This window comes from Eoetvoesiella caeni (genome assembly GCF_003315175.1).
GTDB lineage: Bacteria > Pseudomonadota > Gammaproteobacteria > Burkholderiales > Burkholderiaceae_B > Eoetvoesia > Eoetvoesia caeni.
In genome coordinates, this window is the sequence record NZ_QNRQ01000001.1 from 706722 (window position 1) to 730450 (window position 23729).

A 23729-nucleotide genomic window follows, 5' to 3' on the forward strand; every position below is an offset into this window, starting at 1 on the left:
AACCACCTCGAGAGGTGGTTTTTTTCGGGACAAGCCCGTTTTCCAATCAGCGGCCCGGCAAGCCGGGCCACAAGGCGCATGGGCAAGCCATGCAGTCCGATTAGAACTGGTGACGAACGCCGGCGCCGACGAAAGTCGACTTCAGGTCGTCGCGGAAGGCAACGTGCTTGGCATACGAACCCAAAGCGTACACGTTGGTGCGCTTGGACAAAGCGTAGGTGTAAGCCAGGCTGTATGTTTGCTGCTTGGACAACTCGGTGGTGCCGTTACGCACGCCGTTGCTGCGAGGATCAGCCATGGTCCAGCCAGCCAATACCTTGCCGTTGGCGCCAACAGGAGCGCTCAGGCCCAAGGCGTAGGAGTTGACTTTCAGGCCGTCGTTGGCTTGAAGAGCGTTGTTGCCCAACTGAGCGCCGGTGTCGTCGACAATCTTGAGCGACGAAACGTCACCGAACCAACCGTTGCGGGTCTGGCCGAAACCAGCGTGGACCTTGACGATTTCGAAGTCATAGCTGGCACCGAGGTTCCAGGACTTGACCGAAACGCCATCATTGGCACCAGCGCCTTCAGGCGATTTGAACTGGTCGTATGTCAAAGCAGCAGCGATGGGGCCGTTGCCGTAACGCAGACCGGTGGTCCAGGCACGAGTGTTGGGTTCGTTGTCGCCGCTGACCTTGAATTGCTGAGGACCATTAGCGTTGAACGAGTAGCCGACGCCGAACTGGAAGCCCGAGAAATTCGGGGTTTGGTACATGACCATGTTGTCGTAACGCAGGCTGGCGGCGGAGCTGAATGCAGCACCGGTTTGAGCCTGGCTGAAGTCGTTACCAAACGGAGTAGCTACGCCCGAGAAATACTTGGAGGCGATGTTGGTCTGACGGCCGAAGTCCAGTTGACCCCATGCATCCGAAGCCAGACCGACAGTGGCTTGGCGACCGAACAAACGGTTGCTTTGGCCCGAAGTACCGTCATTGATGTTGAAGCCGCTTTCCAAAACGAAAACTGCCTTCAAGCCTTGGCCCAGATCTTCTGCGCCCTTCAGGCCCCAGCGGTTGCTCGACTGTGCACCGTTCAGAATACCGGTGTTGGTGCCCTTGTAGGAATTGCCGGCAGCGTTTGTGCCTTTGAACTGCTGATAACCGATACCGCTGTCGAGCAAGCCGTACAGGGTGACCGAGGTTTCTGCCTGAGCAGCGCCGGCGAAGCCAGCAACTAGTGCAGCAACGAGCAGAGTCTTTTTCATGTAGGAAATCTCCGTAGATTTGAGTAATTTGGCGACGCAGTCAGAATTTGCTTCGGCGCCTATTTAACTCCGCGGTGGGAAGTTGTAGCTATTGCATCAAAATTCCGCCGCACTGGCTATCGGAACCCCCATAAAAACCCTTATTTCCTTCTTTTCTGTTGGCATGAAACAACAGAAAGGGCTTTTACAGCCAAATACCAGAGGGTTAACCCGATTCGCGAAACAGCCGAAATCCAGCAAGTTTCTTAGCTTATTACCTATCTATAATTATTCTAGGAAGCCTATATAGCTGATTGTTTCAGTTGGAGTTTTTCAAAACCCGGGCAAGCAGAAAAAGACATGAAACCTAATTGAAACAAAACTTTGAATCCAGATAAACCCTTTGTTTTCATGGGATAAATTTGGCCGGCGGGAGGCCTTAGACCGCCTTTTAATATGAGAAAAACTCATATTCACTATGGCCGTATCCCAGAGGCTCGCTTAAGTTCGAAAAAATGTATATAAATGTATATCCCGGGGGTACAACACCTAGCCTGCGATTTTCACGTCCCCTTTTTATACCGCAAGGAACTTACTGTGAAAAAACTATTGCCCACTGCCGCTGCAGCCGTTGCTGCAACGCTATGTCTTGCCGCGGCCCATGCAGCACAGTGGTCTTATCAAGGAGTCAACGGCCCCAAGCACTGGGGTACGCTTAGCCAGGACTACTCTGTCTGCGAGCGCGGGCAGAATCAATCGCCCATCAATATCCAGGGCGCCTTGAAAACGGCCAGCACTCCGCTTACGCTGCATTACCAGGATGCACCGGGCAAAACCATAGTCAATAACGGCCACACCATACAAATCGACTTCGACAAAGGCAATACCCTAACTCTGGACGGCCACCAGTTCGACCTGGTGCAGGTGCATTTCCATGCTCCCGCTGAAAACGAAATCAATGGCAAACGCTACCCGCTGGAAGCGCATTTCGTGAACGCGGACGCGCAAGGCAAGCTGGCTGTCGTGGCGGTTATGTTCCAGGCGGGCAGCCCCAATGCCAGCCTGGCCCGCATCTGGTCGCAAATGCCCGCCAGCCCGGGGCCGGCCGCCCCCTTGCCGGTAAAATCCCTGCCGTCCAGCCTGCTGCCGGCCTCGCTGTCTTACTATCGCTATAGCGGTTCGCTAACCACACCCCCCTGTTCCGAAGGCGTACGCTGGCTGGTGCTGCAAAGCCCGGTGCACGCCTCACCAACGCAAATCCGCGCCTTCGAGCAACGAATGGGCCAGGCCACCAACCGTCCGGTACAACCTTTGAATGGGCGGGTTATCGTTAAGTAGGCCTACTTAAAAAGGAATCGCCCTCCACGGGATAGCGCACCGACGCTTGCCATTTCAATACGCGGCTTGTTTCGTGCGGGGTTGAATTCCTGTTTGCCTAAGCGGCGGCTTGGCCGTGCGAGCGCGCGGCATAACTCCTTGCTTTTCAAAACTATTTCCAATTCAATATCATTGCCCTGCCGGCGTTTCGCCCACTTTGTCGAGCAGCGCCGAAAAGGCCTGGGCCGCCGGCGAGAGCGGGCGCTCTGTCCGCTCGAGCCGGAACAATGGCCGCCGAAGGGTAGCAGCTCCGGCCAGCTCCAGCGTCTGCACCCGGCCCAGCGCAACCAAGTCTTGCACGACCACCCAAGGCAGCATGGCCACCCCCAGCCCGCCGGCCACGGCGCGCGCTATGCCTTCGTTGCTGCCGATTTCTATTTGATGGGCCGGCTCAAGGCCGTTCTGCTTCAATAGCTGCTGCGTTACTTCGCGCGTGCCCGAACCGGGCTCCCGGACCAGCCAGATTTCGTCGTTGAGCATCGAAGACTTCAATGGACGCCGGTTGGCCAAAGGATAATGTTCAGGGGCTATGACGACCAGTTGTTCGTCGCGCCAATACCGGGCGGTAATGTCCGGGTCGTCCACCCCGCCTTCAACCAAGGCCAGGTCCATGCGGCAATCGGCCAGGCCCTGGACTATCGTATGCGTATTGCCCACCGCGACATGTAACTGAATTGCGGGATGTTCGCGTGCGAATCGGGCGACATACAGCGGCAGCCAGTAGGCTGCCACGGTCGTGCTGGCCCCCAGGGTCAGTTCGCCGCGCCGCAGTTCCGCCCTGGCGCGCAAGTCGTCGGCCGCCGCCCGCTCCAGCGCGAAAATACCGCGGGCGTGCTCGAACAGCGCCTGCCCGCCCTCGGTAAGCTGCAACCCGCGTGAGCGTTTACCCACCCCTGCCCCTCTTTCTATCAGCGGCACATCCAGTTGCTGCTCCAGCTCTCGGACCCCCTTGGAAGCAGCGGACTGGCTAATGGATAGGGACTCGGCCCCGCGCGAGAAGCTGCGGTGCTGCGCCACATGGAAAAAGATTCTGGTCAGGTGCAGATTCATCAGATATTCGCGTCGCCGGCAACTTAAAGCAAGCAGAACTAAAACTCATGGAAATGTGAAATATATGCGTTTGTATTATATTACTGCGCGCCATATGCTTATGCAAATATCACGGATTCGACGCCGTGGCCGTATCCCCAACATTTGCCGACAGCACATCAAGCATGAATCAAACCGCTACTTTGCCCGCCCGTCCCGCCGCACCCCTGCGCCAATCCGCCTGGTGGCTGGGGTTGCTTCTGACTGGCACCCTGGCCGCAGCCAGCCTGCTGCTTGCCAAGCTGGAGCCGGTGCAGCAGTTGGGCATCAGCGCGCTTACCTTGGCCATTGTTCTGGGCATTGTCGCCGGCAATACTTTCTTTCCCAGCATTGCCGGCCACACGGCTGCCGGCGTCGATTTTTCCAAAAACAAGCTCTTGCGCGCCGGTATCATTCTTTACGGGTTCCGCATCACTTTCCAGCAAATTGGCGATATTGGCTGGGCGGGCGTACTTATCGCGGCGCTCATGGTTGGGCTTACATTCACGCTGGCGGTGCAGCTTGGCACCCGTTTGTTCAAACTGGACAAGCAAACTTCCATGCTGATAGGCGCCGGCAGCGCGATCTGCGGCGCGGCCGCAGTGATGGCGGCCGAGCCCGTCGTGCGCGGCCAGGCTCACAAGGTGTCGATAGCGGTAGCCACCGTCGTCGTGTTCGGCACCCTGTCCATGTTTCTTTATCCGCTTCTATATTCACTGCTGCCGCTTAGCGAACACGCTTACGGCGTATTCGCAGGCTCGACCATCCATGAGGTTGCGCAGGTGGTGGCGGCGGGCAAGGCTGTGAGCGATGCCGCGGCCGGCACCGCCGTCATTGAAAAAATGCTGCGTGTCATGATGCTGGCGCCCTTCCTGCTTATTTTGTCGGGCGTGGTGCTGCGCAGACAGCCGGGCGACGGCGCCGAGGCTTCGAAGAAGGCGCCCATCGTCATTCCATGGTTTGCCGTGTTCTTCATTGCGGTCAGCGGCATCAATTCGCTGCACTTGCTGCCCGCCGATCTCGTCCAGGTCATTGTCGACATCGACACTGCCCTGCTGGCCATGGCCATGGCCGCATTGGGCTTGCGTACTCACGCGGGCGCCATCCGCCAGGCCGGCTTCAAGCCCCTCATGCTGGCCGCCACGCTGTTCGCGTTTCTGATCGTCGGCGGCTACGGCATCAACCTGGCCGTCATGCAGTGGCTGGGCTAAGGCTCCAATATCAACGCAGCCCAAGTTTCCGCAAGCCGCGCGGGCATGCCGGCGGCATGGGCTGGCAGCGTCTTAAGCCCCGGGGGAAAGCCATTACCCCATAAGGATTGTTTGCCGGATGCAGGCGGCATGAGGTATGCAGTATAAAATGCCTCAAACCGGGGACTGCACCCGGCCCAACCGTCAACTAAAAACCGGTCAACGATGCCCGAGCCGCCTCACCGGCTTGGTGAAATCCGCGCCTTAGCTCGTCATACTCAATAAAAAATGAGCGTTTCTAATGGCAATCCTTCAAAACTGGAAATCGAAGAGCTAGTGCTTCGGTATGCCCGGGAACAGCCGAATCTTGGCCAGTTTTCTGTGGCCCAAGCCTTGCAGGCACGGGGTATCGACATCTCGGCCTCGACTGTGCGCAATATCTGGAAGCGCAGCGGCCTGGAAACAAGCTACCTGCGCCTGATGGCCAAGTCCAAGGGCGACAGCCGCAGCGGCAGCCTGAATGACGCCGAACGCAGCCTGCTTGAGCGGGAGCGCCGCAACCGTCGGCTCGCAGCCAAAGCCAAGGGCCAGGATGAAAGCGTTACCGAGCTGCGGCGTGACGAGATCCTGCTGGCAGCAGCAAGGATTTTTGCAAAGAATGGCTATGCCGAAACCTCTTTACGCGAAGTATGCGCGGCGGTAGGCATCCAGCCGGCCTCGCTCTATTACCACTTCCCCTCCAAGGAAGATCTGTTCGCCACGGTGCACCACCTAGGCATCACCAGCATCAACACTGCGCTGGACGCGACCATGGCCTTGCACGAGGATCCCTGGATACGGCTTGAAGAAGCATGCGCCACGGCCTTGAAGTTTCAATTGAATCCCAGCGAATTGGCAACTGTAGTGCGCGTTGATCCAGGCGTCCGCTTCCCGGCCAAATTACAGCAAAAGGTCGACGCCGACCGCGCCTCCTATGAAAACCGGTTTCGCGACCTGATCGAGACCCTGCCTTTACATGAAAAGGCGGACAAGACGCTGCTGCGCCTTACTTTGCTGGGTGCCCTGAACTGGACGTGGGTGTGGTACCAAGCCCCCGGAAGGCTGTCTGCCGAAGAGATCGGACGCCAGCTCATACGCATTGTGTTCGGCTACGGATTCCAGCGCGCGGCGGGCGGCGAACCGCATCGTGAAAGCTAAACCGCCTGGCCGTTCAGACGGCGGCTCGATCGCAGCTTAACCCACTATTTAAGCCGCTGCTCAAAGCCGATCGAAGGCGGACAGCCTGCCGCCGCTGCCCAATAATGACAAAGTACGGATTCAAGGCCGGTTTCACCACAGCAAAAAATACTTTCTCTAATTCATGTTAGATAAGGTACAATTTGCACCATTCAAGTGCCAGCCAATGACAGACGTCCGGCATAGGCGGCATTTATCGCCTCGCACGGCCAAGACGTCCGTATAGCGACAAAACAGTTTGAACAGGAAGACCCGATGCCAGACAACATTACGGAACCAAGCGTTGCGCCCTTTATCCACAGAAGAACAATACGTTTTGGCGAAACGGACGCGGCCGCCATCGTATACACCGCAAGGTTCTTTGAATATGCGCTCGACGCCATCGACGCGTGGTACGTTGAAGTCGTCACCGTAAGCCTGTACAGCCTGAACATGGAACACAACATCAGTTGTCCGTTCGTGCATGCCAGCATCGACTTCAAATCGGCTTTGCGGCCAGGCGACGAGCTTGCCGTAACGGTTCTGGTTCAAAAGCACGGGCGCTCTTCTTTGTCTTTTCGCGTGCTGGGCGAATGCAGCAACGGCATTCTTTCATTCATCGGTACGTTCACGCTTGTTTTCGTGGACGCCGCTGCCTTGCGCTCAATCCCGATACCCGCACAGATTTCCGCACGCATCAAAGAATACATGGACCGCTGCCCGGAAAACACGGCCCTCGGGGATCAGTCCCCATGCGCCGAGCATAGTCCATCGGTGCAATAGGCCAAGCGTCAAGCACACAACAATACTATCGACCTTAAGCGAGCAAGCAAAATGCCAACCTCCAACACATGGGACGCCGAAGTGGTAGCAGGCGTCCAGCGGTTCGTCCGACAAGAAATCATTGGGCAGGCCCAAGACCTCGAAGCCAGCGACAGCTATCCCGAGCAAATCGTTTCCAAGCTGAAGGAACTTGGCCTGTTCAGCATTGCCGTACCGCAGGAATACGGCGGCCTTGAGCTCTCTGTTCCAACCTACGCGAAAATCATGGAAGAGCTTGCGTTCGGCTGGACAACGCTGAACTGCTTCATCAACAGCCATTGTTCAGCCTCGTCCATCTTGGCCCAGCACGGAACTGAAGCGCAAAAACAAAGCTATCTTCCCCGCATGGCAACCGGAGAACTACGTGTGGCCATCGCACTGACCGAACCCAGCGCCGGCTCCGACCTGCATTCAATCCGGACAAAAGCCACGCCAACCGGCAACGGCGGCTATATGCTGAACGGCACCAAAATTTTCATTACCAATGGAGCGCGCGCCGACGTGGTTCTGGTACTGGCACGAACAGCGCCTGGAAAAGACGGTCTCAGCATCTTCATAGTCGAGAAGGGCCAGCCGGGCTTTACTGTAGGCGCCAACGCGCAAACCATGGGACACCGGCATATCGATGTCGCCGAACTGATATTCCAGGACGTCGAACTGAAAGCCGGCAACTTGGTCGGCGAAGTCGAAGGGCAAGGACTGAAGCAAATGCTCGACGCCCTGGAAACAGGCCGGATCGCCATGGCGGCGACCGCTGTCGGCTTGTCGCGCTCGGCCTTGAAGGCGGCGCGCGAGTATGCCGAACAACGCGTCGCCTTCGGCACGGAAATCGTTCATCATCAAGCAATCCAGATGCTGCTCGCCGACATGGCAACCCAGACCATGGCCGCACAATCATTGGTCCAGGTGGCCGCCAATACCAAATCAAGCGGGCAGCGATCCGACATGGTGTCGGGCATGGCCAAGCTTTTTGCGGGCGAAACCTGCGCCAAGGTAACGCTGGACTGCGTCCGCATCCATGGCGGGTCCGGCTTTGTCAAAGGCTTTCCCGCCGAACGCTATTATCGCGAGGCGCCCTACTATATCCTGACGGAAGGCACCAACGAAATCCAGAAGCTGACAATTGCAAAACGCATGCTCAAGGGCGATGCCGAAGCGATCGGCCTGTAACGCCAGAGGAACAGCATGATAGATCACCCGCACCCTGCCGACGCTGAACGCCTCAACGCGCTAAGCCTTATCGACCGCCATGCGCACGAGCGACCCGACCAAGCCGCTGTGCTGTTTGAAGGCCAGAGCCTCACCTACCGCCAGCTCGTGGACCGCTCCATTGCGATAGCCGCGGCCCTCCGGACGCAAGGAGTCGCCGCCGGCAGCCGCGTCGGCATGATCGCCCGCAATTGCCCGGACTACTATTCGACGTACCTTGGCGTGTTGCGGGCCGGCGGCACATTGTTCCCGATCAATGCCGACCTGAGCCACAACGAAATCGCCCATATCGTTGCCAAATCTGCGCCGGCCCTGGTGGTGTGCGACAGCGAGTGCCGGCAGGCCCTGGCCGAAACATTGCTGCAGAACGGGCTGAAGACGCCATACAGCGAAATAGACGCGCTGCTGCCAGGCAGCGCTGTGCCGGCCTCGAACGATACGCCACGGCAAGAATCGCAAGCGGTTCGCGGCCCCGACAGCGTGGCGGTCGTCATCCACACTTCGGGCACTACGGCCTTGCCCAAGGGCGTGGTGGCTACAGACCGGATGGAAGTCTCATCCGCCCTGGCCTTGATTCACGAATGGCAAATCCGGCCCGGCGATATTTCAGTTTGCGCCCTGCCACTGTCGTATACCTTCGGATTGTTTACAGCGTCGTTTGTTGCCCTGACCGCAGGCGCAACGGTGTTGCTGTTCAAAAAATTCAATCCGGTGCATGTGCTTGAAGGGATAGAAAAGTTCAAGGCAAGCTATATGGTCGGGGTACCCGCCATGTTTGCCATGATGCTCGAACACGTCAGGCAAACCAATAAACAATACAACTTGAAGCACGTCAGATTCATGGCGTCGTCGGGCGCCCCAATCGCCACCAGCATCAAAGAGGACTTCCATCGCCGCCTGAACCTGCCCCTGCTGGAATATTACGCGCTGTCCGAATGCACCCCGATTTTCTCATTCAGCTTCGCCGCAGAAGCGCTGCCGCCACAAGGCTCGTCCGGCCGCCTCATAGACGGAGCTGAAGTCAAGATCCTCGACGACGAAGGCCAGCACGTGCCTCCCGGCAATACAGGCAAGCTATTCGTGCGTTCCGCGCGTCTGATGAGCGGCTATTACCAAGACCCGGAGCGAAACGCGGCAGCATTCACGGACGGATGGTTCAATACCGGCGACCTGGCCTATAGCGATCCGCAAGGTTTTTTCTATGTGGTCGGCCGCGAACGCGACCAAGTGATCTCGGGCGGGCACAAGATAGCCAGCGCAGAGGTCGAGGGCCAAATCCTGAAGCATGAAGCCGTCGCCCAAGCCGCGGTCGTGGGCAGCCCCGACGCCATCCTGGGCGAAATAATAAAAGCAGTTCTGGTGCTTAAACCGGGAAGCCGCGTCGATCCGGCGGAAATCATCGCCCATTGCGAACAAGGCCTGGCCCGCCACAAGATCCCGCGTATCGTGGAATTTCGCGATGCATTACCAATCAGCCCTGCCGGAAAAGTACTTAAACGCCAACTGGTGCAGCCTGCGGAGCCAACATAAAGCAACGGCGGCAAGCGCGCATAAAAAAACCCGCGATCAGCAGATGCGCGGGTTTGTAATGTAAAGCAGATGCTGCTTTATTTAAGCTTGTTTTTATGGTGCCGACGGCGAGACTCGAACTCGCACAGCTCTCGCCACTACCCCCTCAAGATAGCGTGTCTACCAATTCCACCACGTCGGCTAATACCATGCAACAAAACTTTTTTGCCGGAACGCTTTGGCCTTGTTAAAAAGGCCGGTCCCTTGCAAAGAGCGATATTCTAGCATGAATCCGCAACGGGATTTTATCCCGTGCGTTGGTCCATGCTGCTTATTTTTCTGCGGGCTTGTCGGCCGGCTTGGCGCCGTCTGTCTTGGCTGGAGCCGAGGGAACGCTGGCTTTGCTTTCAGCGGCCGGAGCTGCCGGCACGCTGGCCTTGTCGGCCGGCTGCTGGCCCACCGAAGGCACCGATCCGGCGGAGTTGGCTGCGGCGCCATTGGCGGCAGGCGCTGCCGGAGCCGGCGTTCCTGGAACTGTCGGTACGGCCGACCCCTGCGGCGCGACCTTGGCAGGAGCCTCTGGCTGCGACTGGAATCCTTGCATAATGCCGCCATCCAGGATGGAATTGGTGGTGTGATGCGAGGTATATGCCAGGCCTATGGTCGACGCAAAAAAGATGACGGCCGCCCACTTGGTCGTACGCGACAGGAAGTTGGCCGCGCCGCTGGCGCCGAACAGGCTGCCCGCCGAACCGCTGCCAAACGAGGAACCCATGTCGGCGCCTTTGCCCTGCTGAAGCAGGACAAGCACAATGATACTCAGCGACGAAATAACCTGGATCGCCAGAAGAACAGATGTCAACAAATGCATTTGAAAGCTCCGAAGCCTATGCGGCCGCTATACGTAAAAACTCTTGGGCCACTAAAGACGCCCCGCCTACCAGGGCGCCGTCGATATCAGCCATGGCAAACAGACTGGCGGCGTTGGACGCCTTGACACTGCCGCCGTACAACACCCGCACCTGGGACGTGCCCAGCGCAGCCAGCATTGCACGTATGGAGGCATGTACCTGCTGGGCCTGCTCGGGCGTTGCGGTACGGCCGGTGCCGATGGCCCATACGGGCTCGTAAGCAAGAACCATACGGGCAACAGCCTGCGCGCCCAAAGCCAGCACAGGAGCCAATTGGCGGGCGATAACCGCGGCCGTCCGCCCTGCTTCCTGTTCGGCCAGCGTCTCGCCCACACAGACTACGGGCGTTAGCCCCGCGGCCAGCGCAGCGGCGGCTTTATCCGCCACCAACTGGTCGGTTTCGCCATGCAGCGCGCGGCGCTCGGAGTGGCCGACCAATACCCACCGGCATGAAAAATCGTTCAGCATGGCGCCGGCAACTTCGCCCGTATAAGCACCTTGCTCGTGCACGCTAAGGTCCTGGGCGCCCCAGGAGACCGCGCTGCCTTGCAAAAGGCTCTGGACCTGTGCAAGATAGGGAAACGGCGCACAGACCGCAAGTTCGCACGCGCCGGCTTCGCCGGCGCCTGAGCGCAGGTCGGCCAACAATGACGCGTTGCCGGCCAGAGTGCCGTGCATTTTCCAGTTGCCAATGACAAGACGCTTGCGCGATTCAGAAGTACCCATCTAACCTTTAGCCTTAACTATTTACCCAACCCAAAATTAAAAATCGGGGCAACCGGGCATTGTAGCGTGTTCCGGCCAAAAGCTCCTAATGAAAGGCTAGCGGGCCGCCTCGGCTTTATGCATGAAACGTTTGCCGAAGCAGCCCAAAGCGAAACACCAACTATAGTGTCAGAACGATTTTCCCGATCTGCTCGCCCGCTTCCATCATGGCGTGCGCATCGCAGGCCTGCGCCAGGGGAAACGTGGCATGCACGATAGGCTTGATCTTTCCGGCTTCAAGCAGCGGCCAGACATTTTGCTTCAAGGCCCGCGCGATCTGGCCCTTGAACTCGACCGAACGCGGCCGCAAAGTCGAGCCGGTTACCGTCAGCCGGCGACGCATGAGCTGGCTGAAATCGACCATGCCTTTAGGGCCGCCAAGCAAAGCAATAATGACGATACGGCCTTCGTCGGCCAGGCACTGGATGTCGCGATTGATGTAGTCGCCCGCCACCATGTCCAGAACGACATTCACGCCCTTACCGCCGGTAAGCACCTTGATTTCTTCCACGTAGTCCTTGCTGCGATAGTTGATGCCCTTCAGTGCTCCCAGCTCCTCGACCGCGCGTGCGCGCTCGTCGCTGCCTACCGTGGCGTAGACCGCATTACCCATGGCGGTAGCCAACTGTACCGCTGTAGTGCCGATGCCGCTTGCACCGCCATGAACCAGCAAGGCTTCGCCCGCGGATAAACGGCCGCGCTCGAATACATTGCTCCAGACGGTAAAGTAGGTTTCGGGCAAGCCCGCGGCCTCTATTTCGCTAAGGCCCTTGGGAATAGGCAAACAGTGCTGCGCCGGCGCAATGCAGTATTCGGCGTAGCCTCCGCCCGCCGTCAGCGCGCATACCTTGTCGCCCACGGCGAAGCCGCCCGCCGCCGCATCGCCGCCAACGATTTCACCCGCCACTTCCAGGCCCGGCAAGTCCGAAGCCCCCGGCGGCGGCGGATAGCTTCCGGCACGCTGGAAAACGTCGGGCCGATTGACGCCCGCGGCCGAAACCTTGATCACGACTTCGCCGGCCTTCGGCTCGGGCATGGGGCGCTCGACCAGTTTCAGTACTTCAGGCCCGCCAGGCTTGGAAATTTCTACCGCTTTCATGCACGACTCCTGTCCGTAATTAGTTATGAATTCTCTCATTAAATCGCTTCGGCCACGGCGCTCCGTAAAAGAGAGCGCACCGAATCCGAAGGCCTCCGTGGAGGGAGATTCCTGCCGATGAGTCCCTTATTATTACCCACCCTGCCCTGAAAATCCTTTTCACCCCCGCCCGGCGGGCTTGAATTACGCCATGCCGCATAAGCCCCAACACGGGAGCAACCTGATAACGCGACGCCAACCGCCATCAAAACAAGCCAGTGCAAAGTGACAAGCGGGTACACATGGGCTACACTTTCGACCTTTTCCGGGAGATCGTTTCCCCGAAAACTCAGGAAGCGTGCCAGAGCGGTTGAATGGACTGGTCTTGAAAACCAGCGACGGGGTAACCCGTCCGTGAGTTCGAATCTCACCGCTTCCGCCAATACACCAATACGCCCAATGGTTTGAGTTCTTCCCACTAACGTGGGCCGGCACTCATCAGACACGGCCAAGACTCTTCTCCCGCCCCCTGCCCGGCTTCGCGCCATGCTTGGCTACGCCAATCCGTCGCAATTCCACACAAACCACCCGCTTTATCTCCACACAGCCACGCCGCGCGCATACAATTTGCGATAACTTGCTTACTGAAGGTTGCAAACATATATGTGCGGGATTGCTGGATTCGTCGACAGGCACAATGCACCTGGCCGCTTCAACCCGCTGCCGGGGATGATCAACGCAATTACCCATCGGGGTCCGGACGAATCGGGCATATGGACGGACGAGCACACCGGCGTGGCATTGGGGCATCGGCGCCTGTCCATCCTGGACCTCTCGGCGGCGGGAAGCCAGCCCATGCAGTCGGCCGACACGCGCTACACCATTATCTTCAATGGCGAAATCTACAACCACCTGGAGCTGCGCGAGCGGCTGCAAGATCAGGCTCCGGCCTGGCGCGGCCATTCCGACACGGAAACCCTGCTGGCCTGCATCAGCGCCTGGGGGTTTGAACGCACACTCAAGGCCACGGTGGGCATGTTTGCCATTGCATTATGGGACCGTCACCGCCAGACGCTTTCGCTCGCTCGCGACCGCGTTGGCGAAAAGCCGCTTTACTGGGGCTGGCAAGGCGATGTGCTGCTGTTCGGGTCCGAGCTGAAAAGCCTGAAAGCGCACCCCGCTTTCACAGCCAAGGTCGACCGCAACGTACTCGCGCTTTATTTGCGCCACGGCTATATTGCGGCGCCCCATTGCATATACGAAGGCATACAAAAGCTGCCGCCGGGCCATTACATCGAACTGGCCCTGCACAACCAGGCCACGGCGCAAGCAGCGCGCAGCCAGTCGTACTGGAGCATGAACCACGCTATACGAGCCGGCCTGGAACAGCCCTTCGAAGGCAGCGACACCGAAGCCGCCGATACACTGGAACAGCAATTGATGCGCAGCATCGGCGGGCAGATGATGTCCGACGTCCCGCTGGGCGCCTTCCTTAGCGGCGGCGTCGACAGCAGCATGATCGTGGCCTTGATGCAGGCGCAAAGCAAGCAGGCCGTACGTACCTTTACCATGGGCTTTAGCGACGAACGCTACGACGAAGCGCCTTATGCGCGCGCGGTGGCCCAGCACTTGGGCACCCAGCACAGCGACATGCTGGTCACGCCCGAAGAGGCGCTGGCCGTTATCCCGGAATTACCCCGCATCTACGACGAGCCTTTTGCCGACAGCTCGCAGATCCCCACCTTTTTGGTCAGCCGCCTGGCCAAGCAACACGTCACTGTTGCGCTCAGCGGAGACGCCGGCGACGAACTGTTCGGGGGCTACAACACGTATCGCGTTGCCCCCCGCACATGGCGCAAGATCAACCACTTGCCGCTAGCCGTGCGCCGTGGCGCAAGCGCCGTGCTCAAGCATACGCCGCCGGCCATGCTGGACGGCATTCTGGGCGGCCTGCGGCCGTTCATGCCGGCCCGCCTGCGGCGCAACGCCAACGGCGAAAAAGTCCGCAAATTCGCCGATCTGCTATGCACTGGCAGCCGCGAAGCCTTTTACCGAGGAATGGTCAGCCACTGGCGCCATCCCGAAAATGTCGTATACGGCGCCAGCGAAACTCCCTCGCGCCTCAACACGTCGCAAGACTGGCCTGAATTTCCTTCAATGCCGTTCGAACAGTGGCTCATGGCCATGGATGCGCAGACCTATTTGCCGGGCGACATTCTGGCAAAGGTGGATCGAGCCGCCATGGCCAACAGCCTGGAAACGCGCGTGCCGCTGCTGGATCACCGCGTCATCGAGCTGGCGTGGCGCCTGCCGCTGGATATGAAGATTCGCGACGGCAAAGGCAAATGGCTGCTGCGCCAGGTGCTGTACCGGCACGTTCCGCCCGAGCTTATCGAACGCCCCAAAAAGGGGTTTTCAGTTCCCTTGGGCGCCTGGCTGCGAGGACCCTTGCGCGACTGGGCCGAAAGCCTGCTCGATGAACAGCGGCTGCGGCGCGAAGGCTATTTCAACCCTGCGCCCATCCGCCAGGCCTGGGCACAGCACCTGAGCGGAAAATGCGATTGCTCGACCAGCCTTTGGTGCATTCTGATGTTCCAGGCATGGCTGGAAGTGCAATAAACAGGCCTGCGTCTTTTCTTTCGCAGCAAGCAAAGATTTGCCGTTCATGTAATAATTTCGGGTTCGCGTCCATGGCGGAATAGGTAGACGCAAGAGACTTAAAATCTGTTCTGTCAAGTCCTTTCTGCTTGAACTACCGGGCCAGAAGGTCAATAGTGACAACGGTTTGCGAGCATCCAAGATGTAGCTTCATAGCTTGGCTTGGCGATCAGGAGCCAACTAGGCGCCAGTAGATAGAGGTAGGTGTTTCCAGCGCACCGCGCTACGCCCGAGTGGTGAAATCGGTAGACACAAGGGACTTGAACAATTTGAGCCTTCGGGGGGAAACGCCCGAAGTGAAGCCCGTCAAATTCGGCGAAAGCCCTGGATGCTTCGGCATCCGAGCCAACGCCGAGCCAAGCCCAAGCTATGCGCTTGGGAAGGTGTAGAGAGCAGACGGCGGGCACCTACGGCTGTAAGGCTATGGTGAAGGCGTGCTCCAGACCACGAACGCCCTGTGTGAGCAGGACGGCGGCGAAAGCCGAAGTGGTAAGAAAATCCCTCGACCTCACGGTCATGCCGGTTCGATTCCGGCCTCGGGCACCAATCCAGAGCCGCCCCTGCTCACGCAGGGGCGGCTTTTCCGTTCTTGGGCTGTGTGCGCTTGAAGCCACGATCCCCGGCCATGAAGGCTTCCAGCATGTGCGGGATCAGCGTCATGGCATCGACCGCCTCGCCATACGCCTGCGCGTGCAACGCGGCGTAGCGGTCGAGGTCGGCTTTCAGGCTGGCCGGGCAGGCAAAGGTCAGCTTGACGCTCTCGGTCTTGGGCAGCGGCCCGAGCCGCAGCTTCTTGGTCGCGCTCATTGCGAAACTCCCCGATTGAAGAACAGCGGCTGGTACGGCCGCAGCACCAGATCCCGGTTGACGATGATGCGAACCGGCAGGCCCGGCCGCGTCGTCAGCGTCGGCTGGATGTTCATGTTGCGCCGGGTCATCTCCTGGCCGACCTGATTGATGCTGTCCTGTGCGCTGTCGCGTCCGGCAATGACGATGCGGTTGCCGTCCTGCCGGTTCTCCGGCGCAGCCAACTCAGCGCCGACGCCCAGCAGCGTCGTCAGCACCGCGCCCGCGATGATGCGATTCCAATGCCAGTCCACGTCGTCCTCCAGGCCGGCGTAGCCGGCCGGGTCGGTGCCGACAAGGTTGTCGAGCGCCAGCGAGGACGTGTCGGGCAGGATGACCCGGTTCCACACCACCTGCACGCGACTCTGCCCGTAGCTGACCTGGCTGTTGTAGCGCCCGAGGATGCGCGATCCTTGCGGGATCAGCAGGAACTTGCCCGTGGCCGAGTCATAGACCGGCTCCGTCACCGTGGCGATCACGTCGCCCGGCAAGTCCGACTTGATACCCGTCACCAGCGCACCGGCGATCACCGTTCCCGCCATCACCTGATACGGCGACGCCGGCAACGCCAGGTTGCCGGAATTGCGGGTTTCCGTAGAACCGGCTTTCAGGAATGCCTCTTTCTGATCTTGCCGGTTCTGCACGGCGGTCGGGTCGGCGGGCTGGGCCGATGTCGAAGCGGGCCCGGCAGCGAGCGGGTCGAAGGCCGCGAGCGTGCTTGCTGCACCCGGCGCCGCCTGCGCCACCATGGCGGCGGCTTGGCCGCCCGAGCGGAAGAACACCGACGAAGCCGCAGCGGCTTCCGCCTCCTTGCGCAAGGCGTCATTCGGGTCGTGGCCGGGCGCCGAGTAGGCGGCCACGGCCGGCTGCTGCGAGGCCACGATGGCCGGTCCGAGGTCGCCCGGTAGCGGCGGCCCCAGCTCGGGCACCTTCGGCGTCAGCTTCGAGTAGTCGGCCGGCAGGCCATCCAGCCCTTCGGACTTGGACACGCGATCGACGTTGTAAAGCTCGGTCTGCTCGTTGGCCCCGCGCCGCTGCGGCTGTAGCGACCAGATCGTGGCCCCGAGCACGGCGACCGACAGGCCGCCGACGAGGATGGCCAGCGTGCGCCGGTTCAGGCGCGTGACCGGACGCGGCTGGGCGCGCAGCGCCACCGCCTCGGGCGCCATCTTGCCCGCCTGCGGCGTGGCAAGGTCGGGGGTGTCGTCCTGGCCCATGTCAGTTCCTCCGCGTGCCATCCGTGCGCTCGATCCGCACCATGTCGCCCTTGTCGCCACCCAAGCGCAACTCGGCGGCGCCGAAAAGACGATCGACGATGTAGTACGGTGAACGGAAACGGTAATTGACCAGTTGCCCGTCGCCTTGCGCACCGATGACGAACAGCGGCGGCAGCTCGCCTTGTGCGATGCCCGGCGGGAACTGGATATAGACCTTCTCGCCGTCATCGAAGGCGCGCAGTGGTTTCCACGGCGGACTGCTGCCGCTGATCGCGTAGCGGAAGCGCAGGTTTTCCAGCGATAGCCCGGTACCGACAGGCGCGGCGGCGCTGGCCGCCTGCGCCTGGCGCTGCAAGGCCAGCATCCGGTCGCGCGGGTACTCCCAGGACACCGACGCCATCCACGTCTTCTCGGTCGAGGTCAGCTCCAGCAGGTACGTCCGGCGGCTGGTGGTGATGACCAGATTCGTCTTGAGACCCGAGCGGATCGGCTTGACCAGCACGTTCACGCGCAGGTCGGCGCCGTTGCCGCTGGACGTGTCGCCCACGATCCAGCGCACGGTATCGCCAGCGGCCACCGTCACCAGTTCCTCGCCCGGCTGGAGTGCAATCACGGTCACTCGGCCCACGGCCGCATAGACCTGATACAGCGCGCCATCGGTGAAGGGCCACACCTGAATCGCGTTGACATAGCCCTCGCGCGTGGGCGCGATGCGTGCCTCGGCGTTGGCACGCGAGACGCGCACCTTCTCGTCGGCCGGTTCCGGCGCAGGCTTGGCTTCCTCGCCCTCGGGCACTGGCTTCAACTGCGCCGGCATCGGCAACACCTCGGGCACAGTCACAACTTCCACTGGCTGAGGCGGTTCGGGCAGTGGCTGCGCCTGCACCGGCTCATCGAGCGAAATCACCGGCGGCGGCTTGCCCTGCGTGGCGCAGCCTGTGAACAAGATGGTTGATGCAAGCAGGATCACCGGCAAAGCGGATCTACGGAAAAGTGCATTCATGGCTTGGCTCCTTCGGAAGAATCCAGTTCGCGGCTCCACGACAGGCCATTGACGTAGATGCCCAGGGGGTTCTTGCGCAGGCGTTCTTCGGTGCGCGGCGGCTGGAGCACGATGGACACCACGGCCGTCCACCGCTCCAGCCCAGCCGCGGCGCCATTGACGTAGCGGCGTTCCGTCCAGCGCACGTTGAACGACGTGTCGCTGGCGCGCACGACGCTGGTGATCTGCACCGTTACCGACTCTTTGCCGATGCGCGCGAACGGATCGTTCACGCGCGCGTAGTCGTTGAGCACGGCCGCGCCCTTGTCGGTGGTGTGGTCGTAGGCGTCCAGCCAGTTCTGCCGCACCACGATCGGGTCGATGGACAGCGACCGAACCAGCGTGACGAAACGCGCGATGTGGTGCGCCGTCTGCGCATCGCTGGGCCGGTACGGCGTAGCGGCTTCGCCCACGGCGCGCACCTGGCCCGCGTTGTCCACCTCCACCACATAGGGCGTGACGATGGACTGCGCCGAGCGCCAGACCAGGCCGCCCGCCATCAGCAGCGCAAGCGCGAGGCAGCCGAAGGCCATGAGGCGCCAGTTTTTCGCCTGCACGCGGGACGAGCCAATGCGCTCGTCCCACACCTGGCCGGCAGCTTGGTACGGAGTGGCAGGCTGCGGCGTGTCGGCGTAGCGCACCTGCGGTCGTTTAAATCGCATGGTCAGTTCTCCTTATGAATTGGAATCGCGCAGGCTCGGCCCCTGGCCGGAGCCGCCGCCATCGCCACCGCGCAGCGCGTGGGCGGTGGTGGTCGCGGCATGAGTGAGTTGCTGGCGGCGGTGCAGCCGCTTGGCCCAAGCGGGCTGTTCTTGCTTCTGCGCGTTGGCGCCGCCCGCTGCGGCTTCGCCTGTGGAGGCCTGGCTGGATGCTCCGGCTCCACCGGATGCCGCACCCGCACCGTCGTCAGTCGGGCCGTTCCACCCGGCACGGAAGGAGCTGGTCATCTTCTGGCCGAAGGCGGATGCGCGGGACGCTGCACCCCGTCCGGCAGACTGCGCGCCGGTCTTGGCGACATTTCCCAAGCCGGCCATCGCGCCTTTCGCGCCACCGCCTGCGGCGGCGGAACCGGCCTGGAACGCCGAGCGTGCGCTGCTGGCCGTCGAGGTGGCAGCACGCGCACCACTGCCGGCGAGCTTGGCCGCGGCAGGCGCCATGCGCGCCCCGGCCATGACCGCGCCGCCTACGCCCGTCGCGGCGGCACCGACAGCAACAGCGGCTCCGGCAGCACCCACCGCAGCGCCGGCCATCGCGCCCGCGCCGAGCTGGGGCGCACCGGAGACGAGGCCCGTGGCGATGCCAGGGCCGAAGATCCCTAGCGCCAGCAAGGTGAGCGAGGCCAGCATGATGACCAGTGCGTGGTCGATGGACGGCTCGGCGGGATGGACTTGGAACTGAGCGAACAGGCCCGAGCCAATGCCCACGATCACGGCCAGCACCAGCACCTTGATGCCGGCGGAAACGACATTGCCCAGCACCTTCTCTGCCAGGAACGAGGTCTTGTTCCACAACGCGAACGGCACCAGCACGAACCCGGCGAGCGTGGTCAGCTTGAACTCAATCAGGGTGATGAAAAGCTGGATCGCCAGCACGAAAAAGCACAGCACCACGACCAGCCACGCGAGGAACATCACCGTGATGGCATCGAGGTTCACGAACACCTCGGGGAAGCCGGCCATCTCGCCGACTTGCTCCAGAATCGGCGCCCCGGCGTCGATGCCGGTCTTGGCGAGCCGGCCCGGCTGCAAGAAGTTTTCCATGGTGATCGCCGAGCCGGTGGCCGTCAGGCCCAGCCCGGCGAAGGATCGGAACACGATGCCGGCCAGCCAGTTGAAGTTGCCGATGATGTAGGCGAAGGCACCGACGTAGAGCACCTTGCGCAGCAGCTTGGCGATCACGTCCTCGCCCTGGCCGGTGGCGTGGCTCATCGCCCAATACAGTCCGGCGATCGTCATGTCGATGACGATCAGCGTGGCGGTGAGGAAGGCCACTTCGCCCTGCAACAGCCCGAAACCCGAGTCGATGTAGGCGGAGAAGATATTGAGGAACTGGTCGATGATGGTCACGTCATTCATGGCGTGCCCTCCGGTTCGGCCGGCGATGCCGGCGCCGTGCCATCGCCCGGTTCATCGAAGCTCGGCGGGATCGGCGGCAGGTCGGCCAGCGTCTGGTATTCATCCGGCCCGGTCTGACCGGAGAAGAAGCGCCGTCGGAAGGCTTCGGCGGCGGCGCGGCAAGCGTCCTCGCCCGTGGTCTGGCGGTCGGCCGCGCATTGCGCGCGCAATGCCTTGAGCCGTATGGGATCGGTGGCCAGGGCATCGGCAAGGTTGTCGGCCGGCTGGTCGCTGCACGCGGCCACCAGTGCCATAAGCAGCGAAACCGACAGGGCGAGGACGCATCGCATGGCGGCCTCCCGTCAGTTACCGTAGAAATCCACGCGCTGCGGCGTGTACGGCGTGCCTTCGCCCAGGAAACGCCGCCGCACTTCGCGGGCGCGCTCCGTGGCCGCCGCCTGCCGCGCCAGCTCCAGCGAAGTGGCCCGGTCTTGCGTGATCTGAAGCCGCTGCGACTGGATCGACTGCTTGGCCTGCAAGGCCAGCAACTGGTTCATGGCCTGCATCGCCTGCAGCGCGCCTTCGGCCGACTGGCTCTTGCCCACAAGATCGGCCAGCACGCTTTCGTCTTCGCCCAGGTTCTGCGACACCTGCGCCTGCATCTGCATCGTGGTCTGCAAGCCGTTGAGCGTGTTCCGCCAACGCTCCTGCGCGTCGCGGTACATCTGGTCGCCGCTGACGGTGGCGGCGTACTGCTCGGGATACAGGCGCGCGAACTCCCGATCCAGATTCGTCACGTCATAGGCCAAGCCTCGGGCCTGGGCGATCAGCCGCTCGGTCGTCGCCAGGTTGGCGCGCAACTGGTTCACCACGCTGGACGGCAGGCTGGCGAGGTTGCGCGCCTGGTTCATCAGCATCTGCGCTTCGTTCTGAAGCTGCTGGATCTGGTTGTTAATCTGCTCCAGCGTGCGGATCGCGGTCAGCGTGTTCTGCACGAGGTTCGTGGGATCGACCACGACCCATTGCGCATGGGCGGTGGCGGTGCAAAGCATGGCCGCGATGGCGGCGGCGACAAAACGCTTTTTTTTCATGGCAGGTTCTCCAGGGGTTGGTCAGCGAGGGAACCCGGCGCGAGGCCGGGGAACGTGGGCAGCAGGTCGGCCGCCCAATCGAGGCCGCGATGGCGCAGCCAGGCGCCCGCGAAGCCGGGCACGCCGGCGTCCAGCAGCACGCGGTCTATGTCGCGCTGGTCTTGCGGCGTAGAAGCGCCCGCAAACGCCAGCGTCGCCGGCCCCAGGTCGAGGTCGAACACGCGATTGCCGAGGCGGGACTGGTAGTAGTAGTCGCGTTTGGGCTGCGCGGTGGCGACAATTTCGATCTGCCGGTTGTTGAGGCCGAAGCCCTGGTAGATCGTGCGAATCTGCGGCTCGGTAGCCTGAGGGTTTGGCAGGAAGATGCGGCTAGCGCAGCTTTCGATGATCGCGGGCGCGATGCTCGAATCCTTGATGTCGGCCAGCGACTGCGTGGCGAAGATGACGCTGACGTTCTTCTTGCGCAGCGTCTTGAGCCACTGGCGGATGCGCGCGGCAAACACTGGGTCATCGAGGAACAGCCACGCTTCATCGAGGATCAGCAGCGTGGGAGCGCCATCAAAGCGTTCGTCGAAGCGCGCAAAGAGGTAATGCAGCACGGCCATGACGGCGGCCTTGCTGTGCATCAGCTCCTCCATCTCGAAGCACTGCACGTCGGCCATGCCCAATCGGTCATGGTCGGCGTCCAGCAGCTTGCCGTGCGCGCCGCCTAGCACATAGGGCGCGAGCGCTTGGCGCAGCGCGTTCGATTGCAGCAGCACGGAAAGCCCCGTCATCGTGCGCTGCTCCACCGGCGCGCCTGCGAGGCTTCCCAGCGCCGACCAAATAGCGGCCTTCTCGTCGGGGCCGACTGCGACGCCTTCGTGCAGCAAGCGGCCCTCGATCCATTCGGCCGCCCAGGTGCGGTAGCTCTCGCGGTCGATGCGGGCCAAGGGTTGGAAGGCGATTTCGCCATCCGTGCCAAGGTCGTAATGCTCGCCGCCCAGGCCGAGAATGGTGGCGCGCATCGAGCGGCCCATATCGAGCGCGAAGATGCGCGAGCCGCGATAGCGGCGGAACTGCATCGCCAGCGTGGCGAGCAAGACCGACTTGCCCATGCCGGTCGGGCCGGCCACCAGCGTGTGGCCTACGTCGCCGATGTGCGTCACCAGCCGGAACGGCGTGGCGCCTTCGGTGCGCGTGACGATCAACGGCGGGCCGTCGAGGTGGGCATTGCGTTCAGGCCCGGCCCATACTGCCGACACTGGCATCATGTGCGCCAGGTTCAGAGTCGAGACGATGGGCTGGCGCACACTGGCGTAAGCATTGCCGGGGAGCGAGGACAGCCATGCCTCCACCGAATTGAGAGTTTCGGGGATGGTCACGAAGCCCCGGCCCTGGATGACGCGCTCCACCATGCGCAGCTTCTCGTCGGCTGCGGCCGGGTCGGCATCGAGCACCGTCACCGTGGCGGTGAGGTAGCCGAAAGAAACCTGATCGCTGCCCAGCTCCTGCAATGCGGCATCCGCATCGGCGGCCTTGTTGCTGGCATCCGTGTCCACCAGCGGCGTCTCCTGCTGGAAGATGGTTTCGCGCAGCAGCGCGATGACGTTCTTCCTTTTTGCAAACCACTGGCGGCGCAGGCGGGCAAGTTCTTTTTCCGCCTCGGCTTTGTCCAGGCACAGGAAGCGCGTACTCCAGCGATAGGCAAAGCCGAGGCGGTTGAGGTCATCGAGAATCCCCGGCCAAGTGGAAGTCGGGAAGCCCCGCACCGACACCACGCGCAGGTGCTGATCGCCCAGCATGGGTGCCAGTCCACCGACCAGCGCGCAGTCGGTCAGCAGCGCGTCGATATGGAACGGCACTTCGGGCACCGCCAGCGAATAGCGCCGCGTCGAGATGGTGGCGTGCAGGTAGGTCAGCGTCTGGCTGTCATCGAGCCAGGCGATTTCCGGCATCACGCCATCGAGCAGGTCGAAGACGCGATCGGTCTCCGCCACGAAGGCATCGAGCCGGCCGCGCCAATCCACGCCTTCGGTGGGCCGGTTCTCGTACAGCATCCCCGCCGCTCGGGCGCGCGACTCCTCGGGCGGTAGGTACACCAGCGTCAGGTGATAGCCGCTCTCGAAGTGGTTGCCCGAGTCCTCAAAGGTGGCGCGGCGTTCCTCGTCCACCAGCCATGACAAGGCTTCTGGGAACTCCGAGTGCGGATAGTCGGCGGCAAGCCGGCGCTCGGCTTCGATGAACAGCGCCCAGCCCGAACCCATGCGGCGCAATGCGTTGTTCAATCGCGCCGACGTGGCGATCAGCTCGCCTTGCGTCGCGCTGTCGAGGTCGGGCCCACGAAACCGGGCCGTGCGCTGGAAACTGCCGTCCTTGTTCAAGACGACGCCCGGCGCAACCAATCCGGCCCACGGCAGCCAGTCGGCGAGCAAGGCCGGGCGCTGGCGGTATTCGGCAAGGTTCAGCATGGCGG

The 23729-nt window shown here is 61.6% G+C and carries 20 protein-coding genes and 2 tRNA genes; 8 read left to right on the forward strand and 14 right to left on the reverse strand.

Going from position 1 to position 23729, the window contains the following annotated elements; all coding sequences use genetic code 11:
• Positions 1-100: 100 nt before the first annotated feature.
• Positions 101-1243, reverse strand: a complete 1143-nt coding sequence (locus DFR37_RS03255; RefSeq protein ID WP_113931784.1) for a porin — start codon at positions 1241-1243, stop codon at positions 101-103.
• A 576-nt stretch (positions 1244-1819) separates the two neighbouring features.
• On the opposite strand from DFR37_RS03255, the gene DFR37_RS03260 reads away from it, so the two are divergent.
• Positions 1820-2560 carry a carbonic anhydrase gene (locus DFR37_RS03260; protein WP_211317198.1) on the forward strand — a complete coding sequence of 247 codons (741 nt, stop codon included), beginning with the start codon at positions 1820-1822 and terminating at the stop codon, positions 2558-2560.
• A 168-nt stretch (positions 2561-2728) separates the two neighbouring features.
• Here the strand turns inward: DFR37_RS03260 and DFR37_RS03265 are convergent, their stop codons facing one another.
• Entirely contained in the window at positions 2729-3649 is a 921-nt protein-coding gene (locus tag DFR37_RS03265; RefSeq protein ID WP_113931786.1) for a LysR family transcriptional regulator, read from the reverse strand.
• A gap of 164 nt (positions 3650-3813) precedes the next feature.
• On the opposite strand from DFR37_RS03265, the gene DFR37_RS03270 reads away from it, so the two are divergent.
• The 5 genes from DFR37_RS03270 to DFR37_RS03290 all read left to right on the forward strand — a co-directional run bounded on the left by DFR37_RS03270 (position 3814) and on the right by DFR37_RS03290 (position 9633).
• Complete coding sequence (locus DFR37_RS03270) at positions 3814-4878, forward strand: YeiH family protein (protein WP_113931787.1); 1065 nt, start codon at positions 3814-3816, stop codon at positions 4876-4878.
• Positions 4879-5145: 267 nt separating this feature from the next.
• On the forward strand, positions 5146-6054 hold the full coding sequence (locus DFR37_RS03275; RefSeq protein WP_113931788.1) for a TetR/AcrR family transcriptional regulator: 909 nt from the start codon (positions 5146-5148) through the stop codon (positions 6052-6054).
• Positions 6055-6348: 294 nt separating this feature from the next.
• A complete protein-coding gene (locus tag DFR37_RS03280; RefSeq protein ID WP_113931789.1) occupies positions 6349-6855 on the forward strand; it encodes an acyl-CoA thioesterase in 507 nt (168 codons plus the stop codon).
• A gap of 51 nt (positions 6856-6906) precedes the next feature.
• Entirely contained in the window at positions 6907-8064 is a 1158-nt protein-coding gene (locus DFR37_RS03285; protein ID WP_113931790.1) for an acyl-CoA dehydrogenase family protein, read from the forward strand.
• Between the two features lie 15 nt (positions 8065-8079).
• On the forward strand, positions 8080-9633 hold the full coding sequence (locus DFR37_RS03290) for a class I adenylate-forming enzyme family protein (protein WP_113931791.1): 1554 nt from the start codon (positions 8080-8082) through the stop codon (positions 9631-9633).
• Between the two features lie 96 nt (positions 9634-9729).
• Here the strand turns inward: DFR37_RS03290 and DFR37_RS03295 are convergent.
• The 4 genes from DFR37_RS03295 to DFR37_RS03310 all read right to left on the reverse strand — a co-directional run bounded on the left by DFR37_RS03295 (position 9730) and on the right by DFR37_RS03310 (position 12387).
• Positions 9730-9814: transfer RNA gene (locus DFR37_RS03295), tRNA-Leu, on the reverse strand.
• A gap of 129 nt (positions 9815-9943) precedes the next feature.
• Positions 9944-10483: a preprotein translocase subunit SecG gene (gene secG / locus DFR37_RS03300; RefSeq protein WP_113931792.1), complete on the reverse strand. Its 540-nt coding sequence runs from the start codon at positions 10481-10483 to the stop codon at positions 9944-9946.
• 16 nt (positions 10484-10499) lie between these two features.
• Positions 10500-11249: a triose-phosphate isomerase gene (tpiA, locus tag DFR37_RS03305; protein WP_113931793.1), complete on the reverse strand. Its 750-nt coding sequence runs from the start codon at positions 11247-11249 to the stop codon at positions 10500-10502.
• Positions 11250-11409: 160 nt separating this feature from the next.
• Complete coding sequence (locus DFR37_RS03310; protein ID WP_113931794.1) at positions 11410-12387, reverse strand: NAD(P)H-quinone oxidoreductase; 978 nt, start codon at positions 12385-12387, stop codon at positions 11410-11412.
• Positions 12388-12718: 331 nt separating this feature from the next.
• Here DFR37_RS03310 and DFR37_RS03315 point away from each other — a divergent pair.
• Positions 12719-12808 (forward strand) — tRNA-Ser (locus tag DFR37_RS03315).
• 221 nt (positions 12809-13029) lie between these two features.
• Positions 13030-14985 carry an asparagine synthase (glutamine-hydrolyzing) gene (gene asnB / locus DFR37_RS03320; RefSeq protein ID WP_113931795.1) on the forward strand — a complete coding sequence of 652 codons (1956 nt, stop codon included), beginning with the start codon at positions 13030-13032 and terminating at the stop codon, positions 14983-14985.
• Positions 14986-15588: 603 nt separating this feature from the next.
• Here asnB and DFR37_RS03325 read toward each other — a convergent pair.
• The 8 genes from DFR37_RS03325 to trbE are packed head-to-tail and all read right to left on the reverse strand — an operon-like array spanning position 15589 to position 23724.
• On the reverse strand, positions 15589-15831 hold the full coding sequence (locus DFR37_RS03325) for a DUF2274 domain-containing protein (RefSeq protein WP_073665898.1): 243 nt from the start codon (positions 15829-15831) through the stop codon (positions 15589-15591).
• Entirely contained in the window at positions 15828-17087 is a 1260-nt protein-coding gene (locus DFR37_RS03330; RefSeq protein WP_113931796.1) for a TraB/TrbI/VirB10 family type IV secretion system protein, read from the reverse strand. Before DFR37_RS03330 ends, DFR37_RS03325 begins: the two co-directional genes overlap by 4 nt.
• Before the next feature lies 1 nt (position 17088).
• Positions 17089-18090 (reverse strand): P-type conjugative transfer protein TrbG, encoded by a 1002-nt coding sequence (gene trbG, locus DFR37_RS03335; RefSeq protein ID WP_113931797.1) that lies wholly within the window; start codon positions 18088-18090, stop codon positions 17089-17091.
• Complete coding sequence (trbF, locus tag DFR37_RS03340) at positions 18087-18791, reverse strand: conjugal transfer protein TrbF (RefSeq protein WP_073665901.1); 705 nt, start codon at positions 18789-18791, stop codon at positions 18087-18089. Before trbF ends, trbG begins: the two co-directional genes overlap by 4 nt.
• A gap of 12 nt (positions 18792-18803) precedes the next feature.
• On the reverse strand, positions 18804-20204 hold the full coding sequence (trbL, locus tag DFR37_RS03345) for a P-type conjugative transfer protein TrbL (RefSeq protein WP_113931798.1): 1401 nt from the start codon (positions 20202-20204) through the stop codon (positions 18804-18806).
• A complete protein-coding gene (locus DFR37_RS03350) occupies positions 20201-20533 on the reverse strand; it encodes a hypothetical protein (protein ID WP_113931799.1) in 333 nt (110 codons plus the stop codon). The genes trbL and DFR37_RS03350 overlap by 4 nt, the downstream gene beginning before the upstream one ends.
• A gap of 12 nt (positions 20534-20545) precedes the next feature.
• Entirely contained in the window at positions 20546-21274 is a 729-nt protein-coding gene (gene trbJ, locus DFR37_RS03355) for a P-type conjugative transfer protein TrbJ (protein ID WP_113931800.1), read from the reverse strand.
• Positions 21271-23724 carry a conjugal transfer protein TrbE gene (gene trbE / locus DFR37_RS03360; RefSeq protein ID WP_113931801.1) on the reverse strand — a complete coding sequence of 818 codons (2454 nt, stop codon included), beginning with the start codon at positions 23722-23724 and terminating at the stop codon, positions 21271-21273. Before trbE ends, trbJ begins: the two co-directional genes overlap by 4 nt.
• Between the last annotated feature and the right edge of the window lie 5 nt (positions 23725-23729).